This is a genomic window from Streptomyces sp. NPDC002004, assembly GCF_053593975.1.
Map to the genome: position 1 here is coordinate 107,879 of NZ_JBSFDP010000020.1, position 12,260 is coordinate 120,138.

Below are 12,260 nucleotides of genomic sequence, written 5' to 3' on the forward strand. Positions count from 1 at the left end.
CATGGTCGAACGGACCGGCCTGCTGACCGGGAGTGATGCGCGCTCATACGGGCGAGGTCGAACCGCTGCGCCCGGTGATCAGGAGGGCACGGCCCTCGTCGACGCGATGGGCCTTTCCCAGGAGCAGGTGCACATGACAGACCGTCGTGATGCAGGTGCTTTTGCGTCACCGTTCGCCGACGTGTTCACGGCACGGCGCCGTGAACCGGTCCTTACGCGCTGGCCGCGGGCGGGAGCTCTCCGGAGGGCCGCCCGAAGCGGGCGACGATGCCGGGTGGAAAGGCGGAATACGCAATGAAGCTCCGTTGAGGAGGAGACTTTTCCAAGTCACCTTCGCTCAACGGAGCTTCTCCGTGCCGGCAGGTTGCCTGTGCCCGGTCACGCGGTGCACGCGTTCGCATTGCGGAGGCCGGTCCGCCTGACCTTTGACTGCGGACTCCGGTCGCTTCCCGCAACCGACGCCGCGCACTCACCGTCAGCGACCAGGTCCGTGACCTGGCGGGCCCGAATCTCCACCGACTGGAGAAGGCCCTGGTGCCGTGTGCGGACGAGGAGTCACGGACCCCCGGACCGCTCCCGGCCCGGCACCGCCGTCGTTTCCCTGTATCCGGGGCGCCGCAGCCAGGACCGGGGCGCGTGGGGCGCCACCCCGTGTGCGGCTCCCTTCAGATCCAGTGCGAATCCCGGGCAATGCGCAACGCGTCAATTCGGTTGCGCGCACCCAACTTCACCACGATGGAAGAAATGTAGTTGCGCACGGTTCCTTCGGACAGACACAAGCGTGCCGCGATCTCCTCGACCGTGTCACCCTGCGCGAGATACTCGAGAACGGACAACTGCCGCAGGGTCAACGGGCAGTTCTCGTTGACGAGTGCCGCGACGGTCAGCTCCGCATCGAAGACCCGCTCGCCCTGGTGCACCAAATGAATGGCCTCGAACAAGCGGCGAGGGGAATCACTTCTCCGCACCATACCGTCGATGCCGCCGGTGAAGGCTCTGCGGACGACTGATCGGGTACATACGGTGGCGAGCAACAGAGTCCGGCACCCCGGAAAGATCGCCACCTTCTCGGCGATTTCGATCGTCTCGTTGTCTCTGCCTTCGAAGCTGATGATAGCGACATCCGGTCGATGCAACTCCGCGAACTCCAGTGCAGCAACATTGCTGTCCACTGACCCGGTTACCTTGATCTCATCGCGCTGCTCGAGCAACGCCGTAAGTGCAAATCTGGACAAATGCAGATCGTCGAAAACCATGACATCGATGCCCACTCGATTCCCCCATCAATAGGCACCGCATCACTGTAACATACGCGTACGAAAACTGAGCCCCTGCGATACACGGACCACGGCCGTCTCTTACCGCTTCGCCCCTTTTCACCTGACCGATGCCGAAGAAAAGGAACGTTAAATTCCGGCACGCGGGCGGCATTGGCGAGTGCGTCGACTTCTTCGTTGCCGCGACCGGTCACGCATACTCCACGGCCAATCGAACAAGCACCGGCACCGCTTCTGCGGTGCCGGTGCCGATCAGGCGGGTGCACGGAGTCGATCGGGCGGGTGCACGGCGCCGGCCAACGGATCGGCTGCCGGATCCACGGGGCCCGCAGGATCCGGCGGCACCGAACGGGCGGTGTCGCGCCGCGGTCCGCAGGGCATGTTCCGCCCGCCGTAAGGGGCCACGCCCTGCGGCACGGCCCCGACACCCCGGGGCTCAGACACCGTACGAAGTCTCCGTCGGCCCCGGGTCGGTTCGGGCTACGCCGTGGCCGGGGTGGCGGGCGGCTGCGCGGTCTGCCGTACTCCTCGGTGCACGAACGTGAAGACGACCAGGGCCGCCAGCAGCACGGTGCCGAAGATGTACGGGACGATGTGGCCGACCTCGTACAGGCCGTTGCCCAGGACGGGGCCGATCATGAAGGTGATGGCGACGGACGCGTTGACCAGCCCGGCCACGCTGGCCTGTTCCGCCCGGGTGGCCAGGAGGCTCGGTGCGGACATGATCCCGGGCATGCCGAACCCGAGGCCGGCCCCGAGCAGGGCGACGCCCGCACCGATCAGGACCGCGGTCGGGGCGACGGCCACGACGAGCATGCCGATGGTCATGAGGATCGAGCCCACCCGCAGGAGGCGGACCGACGTCCAGCCGAGCCGCGGTACGGCCGCGACCTGGACGATGACGATCATTCCCGCACCGGCCAGCGTGACCATCCCGGTCACCGTCCCGGTCTCGTTCGGGGTGAGGTGCAGCCGGTCCTGCAGGAGGAAGCCTGCCGTCATCAGGACGATGGTCATCGCGAGGTACAGGCCGAACCCGATGGTCAGGAAGGGCCACATGCGGCGGTCGAACGGGCTCACCTTCGCCGCCTTGGGACGCTCCTGGTGGGCCTCCGGCTTGGGCACGCTGATCGCCACCAGGACAGCGATCACGGCCAGGATGGCAGGCGCCACGTACATCGGAGGCAGCAGACCGGCGATGCTCAGCAGACCGCCGACCGCCGGCCCGACAGCCAGGCCGAGGCCCTGGGCCGCACTGAAGATGGACATGCCCCGCACCCGCTCGGCTTCGCCGGTGGTCATGTCGGCCACATAGGACTGTGCGGTGACCGGTGTCGCGGCCCATGCGAGGCCGAACACGACGCCGCGGCTGAGAACGACCAACGTGTACACCACCGGCACGGGGAGTGCGCCGGTCAGCCCGATCTGGGCGATGACCGCGAACGCCAGCAGGCCGATCGTCGCGCCCACGAGCGAGATCAGCAGGACGGTACGGTGCCCCCAGGTCACGGCGCGGCGTCCCCAGAACGTACCTGCCAGCACCACGCCGGACGCGCCGACGAACATCACGAGCCCCAGGGCCAGTTCGCTGAATCCGAGCTCGCGCGCGAGCGGGGCGAGGATCGGGTTCACCATCTGCTGTCCGGTCATCAGACCGAACACGGCCAGACACACCAGCAGGATCGGCCGTTGATTGGCCAGCTTCGGCCGCTGGTTCGCGTCCTGCGGCCGCTGGTCGGCAATCTCGGGACTAGCGCTCATGACGGGCTCCGTTCTCGGCACCGCCCACCTGCTCGAGGTGCGGGTCGACGCGTATGGGGATGACCGGCCGTTCCTCGGTCGCGGTCCACGGACCGGCTTCGGCACGGCTCGTCCATGGGGTCGATTCGGCCACCCCGGCGATGCAGGCGCGCAGCCGTCCCGGTGATCCCGGGCTCACCGGGCCGAGGGGTTCCCGGTACCCGAACCGGCCCTCGTCGGGGCGGGGTTTCACCCCCGAGTCCCGTAACCCGGCGACCAGTTCCGCAATGCTCATGATGTGGAAACCCCCTAAGGGCAGCGTCGGAATCTGGCCTGATGCTACAGACGGGAATCGACTTTGTCTACGCGTATACTTACTGTGCAAGCTGGCAGGCCTTGCTCTGTTCCGTTTGCTGCGACGGGTCGCTGTACGTCATCGACCCGTGCGTGAAAGTGACAATTTCGCCGTGCGGGCGACAACCCACGGCGAACGGGCGGACTTCGCGTACCGGACCGCCTGGAGTGGGCCGATGCCGGGCTCACCGACAGTGGGTGCACGACACGCGACTTCGGTCGGCGGCGTGAGGCGGCACGGTCGTCGAACGCCGTGTTCGCCCTCTCCCGGGGCGGGGCGGGCGGCCGACGGACCGTGCTGTTCCGATCGCACTTCACAGTGAGGGCGTGGTGCGCATGCACCGATCGGCGGAACGGAGAAGCTCCGGTTCTTCAGGGCGACTTGTCGAGGTCGCCCCGTCGACCGGAGCTTCTGTGGGTACGGACCGGACCGGTGGGTCATCGCCCTAGCGCGGCGGAGGCGGTCCTCAGGTCTGCTGGAGCTGAGCCTTGAGTGTCCTCTTGTCGATCTTCCCGACCGCGGTGAGCGGCATGCTGGAGAGCACCACCAGTCGGTCCGGCAGTTTGTACGGTGCGATTCCGCGGTCCCTGAGTCCGGCCTGCACCTCACGCAGGGTCGGAGGCTGCTCCGGGTCCTGCGGCACCACGCACGCGCAGGTCTGCTCCCCCATGTGCGGGTGCGGCAGACCGATCAGTGCGGCGGAGGCGATGCGGGGGTCGGCGATCAGGTGCTCCTCGACCTCCTGGGCCGGCACCTTCTCGCCACCCCGGTTGACCACGTCGTTGATGCGTCCCACGACCTCGAAGTAGCCCGCGGCCGTGCGCCGGACCACATCGCCGGTGCGGTAGAAACCCTCGTCGGTGAACTGGGTACGGTTGCGTTCCTCGGCCCGGTAGTAGCCGCGCACCGTGTACGGGCCACGGGTGAACAGCTCGCCCTCCTCGCCCGGCCCCGCCTCCTTGCCGTCCTCCCGGATCACCCGGATCTCGTCGCCCGACGCCAGGGGGCGGCCCTGGGTGTGGAAGACCACGCTCTCCGGGTCGTCCAGCCGTGTGTAGTTGAGCAGGCCCTCCGCCATCCCGTAGACCTGTTGCAGGGTGCAGCCGAGTCCCTCGGGCACCGCGCTCGCCGTCGTCGGACCGAGCCGGGCCCCGCCGACCTGAACGAGCTGGAGGGACTCCAGATCGTGTGCGGTCCACTCGGCGGCGTCGAGCCACAGCGGCACCAGGGGCGGCACCAGCGACGTGACGGTCACCTTGGCGCTCTCGATGAGGGGGAAGCACGACTCAGGGGTCGGCGCGGGCGCCAGCACCGCGGTACCGCCCAGGCGCAGCGTGCCCAGTACGCCGGGGCAGGCCAACGCGAAGTTGTGGCCCATGGGCAGCGCGCACAGATAGCGGGTGTCGGCCCCGAAGCCGCACAGCCGTGCGCTCTGGCGCAGTTGATAGGTGTAGTCGGCGTGGGTGCGCGGGATCAGCTTCGGCGGCCCGGAAGTGCCCCCGGAGAGCAGGAACAACGCCACGTCCTCGGCGTCCGGTGCCGGAAGGTCCACCGGATCCGCGTCCACCTCCGCCAACGCAGTGAAGGGTCCCGGGTCGCCGGCCACCAGCACATGCGCGAGGCTGTCCGTTCCTTCCAGGACTCCCTTGGCGATGGTCCGGTAGTCGCAGTCGAGCACCTGGTCCGCGCAGACGTAGGCCACCGCGTCCGAGCTGTTCACCAGATGGGTGATCTCCGAGGTCCGGTGCGCGGGCAACGCGAACACCGGCAGTGCCCCCAGCCGGAAGAGGGCGATGCACAGCACCACCATCTCCACGTCGTTGGGAAGCTGCACAACGACACGGTCGCCGGAGCCGAGACCCATGCCGTGCAGTCCGGCGGCGAGGCGGTCGGCTGCCCGGTTCAGCTCACCGTAGGTCAGGTTCCGGGTGGCCGTGACCACGGCCACCCTGTCCTCGGCGGCCGGGAGGGACATGGGCAGAGTGCCAAGAACCTCGTCGTTCCAGTACCCCTTGGCCCTGTAGTCACTGGCAAACGGCTCAGGCCATGGCACACAGCCTTCAAGCATGGCTCATCCCAACTCTCGGCGTCTGGAAGGGTGGTCGTGCAAACACGTGGAAGGAGGCCGGGCGGGCCACCGACGGGGGTGGGTCATGGCCCGCCCGGCGGTCTCAGGGCAGCGAGGACAGTGCCGTGGAGGCGGCCGGCAGCACATGCCCCGACCTCTCCGTCCACCTGGACCGACCGGGGTTCGTGCTGTTCCTCGGGACCCGGTGGCAGTGCCGTCCGCACCCCTCGTACGACCTGCCGCCGAGGGCGGTGAACCCTGCCGCACACTCCTCGGCACACATATCGCTGCGCCCCCATTTCCATGTGGAGATCACAAAGACCTGCGGCAGTGCAGCTTCGCACGCGGCACCTGGCTGGTTTCTGGATGCGCTCTTGGGGAGTAATGGGCAAGGTCTGTAGAGCAGTTGATGTCGTTCGGGTCGTGTGACGGAGCGTGCGACGCGGTGGCTCCGCAGCCGCTCCTGCGCGGACGGGAGCGGCGGGGTGGGGGCCTTCGGCGCGCGTCTGGCTGCCTGGACGTGCCCGACGAGCTCGTGGACGGTGCAGCACCACGACACCGACCACCGCCGAGCTGATCACTGACACGTCCCGCCGCCACGTCGGGCGTCGACGAGACCGCCGCCGGGACCGCATACGGGGAGGCCGGCCCCGCCGTTCCGGCCCGACGCGGTTCACCGGATCCGTGTCCCTGTGCCGGTCTGCGCTCGGCGTGGCCGCCCAGCTGCCGGGGCGGCGCTCGGCTCCGCCCGATGTCGACGGGGAAGGCGGCGAGCCGTGACGTGAACGGCGGATCGGGGGCCATGGGGGGCGGACACGGCGGAGTACCCCGGACGGAGGATCCCGTGTCGTTACGAAAGCCGTTGGGCCGGTCGAGGGAATCGAGCCGGTGAGCCGCCAACGACGTGATGCGCCGTCAGCTTCTTTTCTGCTGATCGGAGAGCGGTGAGGAGTTGCTGTGGTCTGCGGCCCGCGCCCTTCCCTGTATGGATGGCCCCTACAAGGGAGAGTTACGGATATGTCGTCGTTTTGTAACGCGAATCCTTTTGTCGATCCGGTGGCGGCGAGGGGGGCGACAGTTTCGGCTCTCGGCACCGAACCGAGAATCCGGTTGCACGTCGGCCCCTGCCAGGGAAGCGTGCACGAACGTGAGGGGACATCTTCATGTCTGTGTCTCGTACCACGGTCCGCCTGATCGCCACTTGTGTGGCGTCGGGCGCCCTCGTCGGAATGGCCGCCATGCCGGCCCTCGCCGATGGAGGCAGCCATGACCGCGACAACGGGGGAAGTTACTCGCGCAGCCACCGTCCTGGCGACAACTGGGGCGACCACCACGGTGACCGCAACCGCGGCTGGTACGGCGACCGCTACCGGGACCACCGCCACCTCCCGTACGGCGACCGGGACCGCTTCGGTGACTGGATCCTGGGCTGGGGCCTGCAGCACGGCTGGCACGGCGACCTGCACCACGGACACAACCACTACCCCGGCCGCCGTTAACCCGCAACGGCGGGCGTGCCGGTGATGCAGTGGCGCGAACTGCACACCGTGCCACCCGCCGTTGCGGCCGACACGGCCCATGCGACCGGCCCGGGGGCCGAAGACCGACTTTCGGTCTTCGGCCCCCGGCCGTATGCGGGCCACATCGCCGCGTACCGCGCGCGCCTCGCGCGCCGATCAGGCGTTGACCCGCCGTCGAACCGGCGGCGGCGTGGCCCGCGAAAGCCGCGCGGACTACCGCCGAACCACGGGCAGGCGACCTCCATGATGGGTGCCACTCGGACGCGGGCATCGGTCCGAAGCGTCCGACGGGTGCCGCACCGGACCGGTCGGCCTGGGCGCCTGCGCTGAATGGCGCGTGGGCACGCATCTGGGAGTGATCGAGCGCATCCTCCTCGCGCGTAGGCCTCGGGGGACGTGACGGAGGTCTGTCCGCACCCACGCGAGGCTCTTGTGGTGCCGTGGCGAAGCGCCGCAGAGTGTTCGCCCCGAATCGCTGGTGGGCACCGCGCGCGCTCGGAACGCGGCGGCCCCTCCGGTCGTCTGCTGACCGGCCCGGAGGATGGCCCGCAGCGGCGGACAACCCGGTGCGGCCGCATCGCCGCGTCCGCCACCCCCCGCAAGGGCAAGGCCGTCACCCAGGACACCGGCTTCGGACACGTCGAACGAGCTCCGGCGCCTGAAACCCGCGCAGGTCGGAGCCTCACCTCGTCCCAGGATCAGAGGCTCGGGCACCGCCGGGCGACGAGGGCAGCGACGTCATCGTCGAGCTCGCCTCCGCTGTAGGCGATCAGGTCGCGGTGGAGATAATCGAGGAGCTGGTGGTGCCCCTCGCGGCTCCATGAGCGGACGCGTTCGGCGAGTGGGTAGAAGGCGCCGGAGCGGTCGCGGGTCTCCGTGACCCCGTCGGTGTACAGCAGGAGCTGGTCTCCGGGGTGGAAGGGGGCGAGGTCGACGTGATACCCGTCGCTCACCAGGTTCCCCAGGTTGAGCGGCGGCGAGGGAGCGGCGAGCTGTAGCTCCCGGACCTCGCCGCGGTGCAGCAGCAGCGGGGGAGGGTGGCCGCAGGTGACAGTCCGGACGACCGGTTCGTCGTCCGGGATCTCGGCGAGGAGCGCGGTGATGAAACGTTCAGCTGTCTCCGAGCCCGGGACCCCTGGGTACTGGGATGCGTAGCGGCTCATGCTCGTCTCCAGGCGGCGCGCCAGGTGGGGCAGGTCGGGCGCGTCGTGGGCGGCCTCGCGGAAGGCGCTGAGCAGCGCGGCAGCCGTCTGCATCGCGAGCAGCCCCTTGCCGCGTACGTCACCGATGAGCAGCCGGACGCCGTGCGGGGTGCGTATGGCCCCGTACAGGTCGCCGCCCATCCGGGCTTCCGCCGCGGCGGCCACGTACAGGCTCTCGAGCGTGACGTGTCCGAGGCGTCGCGGTATCGGATACAGCACCGCCAACTGGGCGGTCTCAGCCACCGAGCGGACCTGACCCAGCTGATGGGCGTGCCGACTCAGCAGGCGATTGATGAAGACGGCGAATGCCGCAATCGCCGCGAGGGTGGCCAGCTCGGAGTAGGCAGTCGCATCCCGCAGCGCGTCGAAGTCCACCATCAGGCCGAAAAAGACCGCGCACGCGGCCACTCCGGTGAGCACGGTCCCCCACAGGGGCAGCAGTGCGGCGGCAGAAACCATAGCCGCGGCGAGAATGGCGTCCGGCCTGACATCGCGGGGCGTGTAGAGGCCGACGAACAGGCCGATGAGCAGCAACAGCGCAGGCAGCACGGGAAGCAACCTGCCCCGCACACCAGCGCTGTGCGGGACTCCGCGTTCCTCAGGAGACCTCGCCACCGTGCCGCTCCCCAAGGTCACACAGGTCGAGCAGCAGCCTAGATCCGGAAGCCAGGCCACCGGTTTGGGAAATTCTATCGCTTTTCGCCCGTGCCCTACGAACGTCCGGTGAACCGCGGTGACGCACAGGTGCCATCGGGCCGCGTGCCGCGCGCCGACAGGACCCAGCCCAACGACTCACCAGTCCCCTGCCCACACCGCTGTAGTGAGGTCGGCACCCTTGACCGCTGAGACGAACCGGGCGGTCTCCTCCGCGACCGCCGTGCGGTGATCGACCGAGGTGAAAACGTAGGCGCGGTGGGGGTGGTCAGACGCCGCCTGCATCTTGTGGTGAGCCACCACAGACGCTAGTGCACAATTAGATTGTACACAATACAACTGTGAGCGACCCCACGTTCCCAGCACCGATCGTCGGTGCCGGCTGCTGGACGGGCGTCTGCACCACCTTTGCTGCTCGGTGAGCCACTAACTGGTAGGAGAGGCGCTGATGCTGACGGAAGGACTGACGGAAGGGCTGACGGAGGGCCTCGCGGAAGGTGCTGCCGTCTGCGAGGGCGAGCTGGAGCGGCGGCCGCTGGAGGCTCGGGGGGTCGGCCTCGCCTTCACCGGCGGCGGCGCACTGGTGGTGACGGGAGGCCGAGAGACCGGCGACGTGCTGCGAGTCGCCGTTGGCAGAGGACGCCGGATCCCGTCACCGTTTCCGTCCCGGACGCCCTTTCGGGCCGGGTGCGTGGTCACACGCTCCGGTGAAGCCTGCGAATCGGGAACGCGGACCCCGGGCTCTTCGGGGGACGGCTGTTCCGGGATCGAGGCTGCTCGTGGAGCCGTCGACTGGGGAAACACCGATGCGGTCGCCAGGCCTCCGAGAAGGGTGAAGGCGGCTGCGGCAAGAGACCGGACGGCATACTTCTTCAGCCGCGCCGGACGGTCGCACCAGTCAGCCGACAGGTCTTGCGAGGCAGCCGGTGACCCGGGAAGGGGCGACCCGGAAGAGCTCGGTCCCCCACTCAAGCGGACCTCCGGCATCGCGGCGTCGACGGCCTCGACGGCCTCGACGGCCGGAGCACCGTCTCTCCGATCGCTCAGCTGTGCCATGCCGGGGTCGTATGCCCCACACTCCGGGCAGGTTACGGCGCCGTTGAGCGTGCGGCTGCACGGGATGCAGTAGTCCATGAAGCGACCGTTCTCAGTCCTTGAGTTGACGGGAGCAAAGGTGCACCCAATCCGGGCAGCAGTCAGCGGTGGGGAGACGCCGCTTGGTTTGTTCCGGACCGATCTTTGACATGTGCGAACCTCACTTACCGGCTGCAGGTGGGTCACCGGTTACTGGGGTCAACGGGGCGCACCGATTGAGTGCTCACCCGCGGGCTGAAAAGTGGGGTATGTAACTCTCTGCGGGAAGGAACGTTGATGACCGGGACGGCGCGGCAGCCTCGGCGTACGAGCCGAACGGTTGCGGCTCGATCCGGGCCGAGTGCCGCTCACTGCCCACGGCTCGACGCCCCTGCGCGCAATGTCTTCGCTCCTGCGATGTCCTGGGGGCAGGCGGAGGAGAGTCCCACGGAGCGACAGAAGGTCGGGTTCCGGGATCAACGCCGGCGCCGGTCCCACTGCAGGAACGCACCCCGGCGGACGAGCGTCCGGGTTCAGGGAATTGATGCGGTGACGAACGGCCCCCTGACTCCATCATCTGCGCTTGCGACGCAGGATTCTTGTCCCGTGCCAGCGGCAGACGTTGAGGGCGAAGTGGAGGTCGAAGGCGTTCGCGTCGAGGTCGAGGTGGTAGTGGTCGACGGCCCGCTGGATGCGGTAGTGGACGGTGTTGCGGTGGACCATCAGCTGATCCGCGGTGGCGGCGTAGCTGCGGTTGGTGGCGAGGAAGAGGCGGAGGGTCTCGCGGAGGACTTCGCGGCGGGGGGCATGGTGGCGGCACGCACAGCCAACCCTCGAACTATGTTGCCCCACCACATGTGCCGCTGACCTGCATCTTCCTACCGTGTGGCGACACGTACCCGTCCCCACCGCACACGAGGAAGTGGCGCACATGGCCTCCGGAACCACCGCTCCCCCACCCCCCGCCAGCCTCCCCAGAGTCGTCGCCGCCAGCCTCATCGGCACCACCATCGAGTGGTACGACTTCTTCCTCTACGGCTCCGCCGCCGCTCTCGTCTTCAACAAGCTCTTCTTCCCGGGCTCCGACCCGCTGGTCGGAACGCTGCTGTCGTTCCTGACGTATGCCGTCGGGTTCGCGGCGCGGCCGCTGGGCGCCCTGGTGTTCGGGCACTTCGGCGACCGGCTGGGGCGCAAGAAACTGCTGGTGGTCAGCCTGCTGATGATGGGGGCGGCGACGTTCGCGATCGGTCTGCTGCCGACGCACGCCTCGGTGGGCACGGCCGCACCCGTCCTGCTCACCCTGCTGCGACTGGTGCAGGGCTTCGCGCTCGGCGGCGAGTGGGGCGGCGCCGTCCTGCTCGTGTCGGAGCACGGTGACGCCCGCAGGCGCGGGTTCTGGGCGTCCTGGCCGCAGACCGGAGCGCCCGCAGGGCAGTTGCTCGCGACCGGTGTGCTGTCCCTGCTGACCGCGCTGCTGTCGGACGCGGCCTTCGGCTCGTGGGGCTGGCGCATACCGTTCCTGCTGTCCGGGGTACTGGTGGCGGTCGGCCTGTGGATTCGTCTCTCCGTCGACGAGTCGCCCGTCTTCAAGGCCGCACTGGCACAGGCCGAGGCACGCAGGAAGACCGAGGCAGAGACCGGAGCCGAGGCCGCCGAGAAACTGCCGCTCGTCTCGGTGCTGCGCCACCACTGGCGCGATGTGCTGATCGCCATGGGCGCACGTATGGCCGAGAACATCAGCTACTACGTCATCACCGCCTTCATCCTCGTGTACGCGACCACCTCGGCCGGCGTCTCCAAGGAGACCGCCCTCAACGCCGTACTCATCGGCTCCGCCGTGCACTTCGCCGCGATCCCGGCCTGGGGCGCCCTCTCCGACCGCATCGGCCGCCGGCCCGTCTATCTGCTGGGCGCCGCCGGTGTCGGCCTGTGGATGTTCCCGTTCTTCTCGCTGATCGACACGGGCGGCTTCGGCAACCTCGTCCTGGCCATCACCGTCGGACTCGTGCTGCACGGCGCCATGTACGCGCCCCAGGCCGCCTTCTTCTCGGAGATGTTCGCGACTCGGATGCGGTACTCCGGTGCCTCCATCGGCGCCCAGTTCGCCTCCGTGGCCGCGGGCGCCCCGGCGCCGCTCATCGCGACCGCGCTGCTCGCCGACTACGGCAGCTCCACTCCCATCGCCCTGTACGTGGTCGCGGCCTCGCTGCTCACCCTGATCGCGATGGGGTTCGCCAAGGAGACCCGCCACCGTGACCTCAACCGGGTGGAGGCGGCCGAGGGCGAGGCGTCGACGGTCACCCCCGCCGACGCGCGTACCGTCTGAGACGATCGCCCGGCCCTTCCCGTCGGCCCCCGCGGGCGCGCGCC

Annotated in this window: 9 protein-coding genes; 2 read left to right on the top strand and 7 right to left on the bottom strand. The window is 68.9% G+C overall.

Annotated features, from left to right (window positions below):
• Positions 1–665: 665 nt before the first annotated feature.
• The 4 genes from ACWCP6_RS25425 to ACWCP6_RS25440 all read right to left on the bottom strand — a co-directional run bounded on the left by ACWCP6_RS25425 (position 666) and on the right by ACWCP6_RS25440 (position 5,440).
• On the bottom strand, positions 666–1,271 hold the full coding sequence (locus ACWCP6_RS25425; RefSeq protein WP_450934853.1) for a response regulator transcription factor: 606 nt from the start codon (positions 1,269–1,271) through the stop codon (positions 666–668).
• A 486-nt stretch (positions 1,272–1,757) separates the two neighbouring features.
• On the bottom strand, positions 1,758–3,038 hold the full coding sequence (locus tag ACWCP6_RS25430; protein WP_450934854.1) for an MFS transporter: 1,281 nt from the start codon (positions 3,036–3,038) through the stop codon (positions 1,758–1,760).
• Positions 3,028–3,312 carry a hypothetical protein gene (locus tag ACWCP6_RS25435; RefSeq protein ID WP_450934855.1) on the bottom strand — a complete coding sequence of 95 codons (285 nt, stop codon included), beginning with the start codon at positions 3,310–3,312 and terminating at the stop codon, positions 3,028–3,030. Before ACWCP6_RS25435 ends, ACWCP6_RS25430 begins: the two co-directional genes overlap by 11 nt.
• 526 nt (positions 3,313–3,838) lie before the next feature.
• Positions 3,839–5,440 (bottom strand): (2,3-dihydroxybenzoyl)adenylate synthase, encoded by a 1,602-nt coding sequence (locus ACWCP6_RS25440; RefSeq protein WP_450934856.1) that lies wholly within the window; start codon positions 5,438–5,440, stop codon positions 3,839–3,841.
• A gap of 1,163 nt (positions 5,441–6,603) precedes the next feature.
• Between ACWCP6_RS25440 and ACWCP6_RS25445 the strand changes: the two genes are divergently transcribed.
• Entirely contained in the window at positions 6,604–6,939 is a 336-nt protein-coding gene (locus ACWCP6_RS25445; RefSeq protein WP_450934857.1) for a hypothetical protein, read from the top strand.
• A 719-nt stretch (positions 6,940–7,658) separates the two neighbouring features.
• On the opposite strand, the gene ACWCP6_RS25450 is transcribed toward ACWCP6_RS25445, so the two are convergent.
• From ACWCP6_RS25450 to ACWCP6_RS25460, 3 genes are all read right to left on the bottom strand, one after another.
• Positions 7,659–8,711 carry a PP2C family protein-serine/threonine phosphatase gene (locus tag ACWCP6_RS25450; protein ID WP_450934858.1) on the bottom strand — a complete coding sequence of 351 codons (1,053 nt, stop codon included), beginning with the start codon at positions 8,709–8,711 and terminating at the stop codon, positions 7,659–7,661.
• A 531-nt stretch (positions 8,712–9,242) separates the two neighbouring features.
• Positions 9,243–9,950 carry an SCO2400 family protein gene (locus tag ACWCP6_RS25455; RefSeq protein ID WP_450934859.1) on the bottom strand — a complete coding sequence of 236 codons (708 nt, stop codon included), beginning with the start codon at positions 9,948–9,950 and terminating at the stop codon, positions 9,243–9,245.
• 513 nt (positions 9,951–10,463) lie between these two features.
• Positions 10,464–10,901: a helix-turn-helix domain-containing protein gene (locus ACWCP6_RS25460; RefSeq protein WP_450934860.1), complete on the bottom strand. Its 438-nt coding sequence runs from the start codon at positions 10,899–10,901 to the stop codon at positions 10,464–10,466.
• Between ACWCP6_RS25460 and ACWCP6_RS25465 the strand changes: the two genes are divergently transcribed.
• Entirely contained in the window at positions 10,822–12,216 is a 1,395-nt protein-coding gene (locus ACWCP6_RS25465; protein ID WP_450934861.1) for an MFS transporter, read from the top strand. The two genes, ACWCP6_RS25460 and ACWCP6_RS25465, sit on opposite strands and share 80 nt — an antisense overlap.
• Positions 12,217–12,260: the final 44 nt, after the last annotated feature.

Coding starts and splice junctions, on each gene's coding strand:
- ACWCP6_RS25430 (WP_450934854.1), bottom strand. CDS start 3,038: ATGAGCGCTAGTCCCGAGATTGCCGACCAGCGGCCGCAGGACGCGAAC.
- ACWCP6_RS25435 (WP_450934855.1), bottom strand. CDS start 3,312: ATGAGCATTGCGGAACTGGTCGCCGGGTTACGGGACTCGGGGGTGAAA.
- ACWCP6_RS25440 (WP_450934856.1), bottom strand. CDS start 5,440: ATGCTTGAAGGCTGTGTGCCATGGCCTGAGCCGTTTGCCAGTGACTAC.
- ACWCP6_RS25445 (WP_450934857.1), top strand. CDS start 6,604: ATGTCTGTGTCTCGTACCACGGTCCGCCTGATCGCCACTTGTGTGGCG.
- ACWCP6_RS25455 (WP_450934859.1), bottom strand. CDS start 9,950: ATGGACTACTGCATCCCGTGCAGCCGCACGCTCAACGGCGCCGTAACC.
- ACWCP6_RS25465 (WP_450934861.1), top strand. CDS start 10,822: ATGGCCTCCGGAACCACCGCTCCCCCACCCCCCGCCAGCCTCCCCAGA.
- ACWCP6_RS25460 (WP_450934860.1), bottom strand. CDS start 10,901: ATGGTGGTGCCGATGAGGCTGGCGGCGACGACTCTGGGGAGGCTGGCG.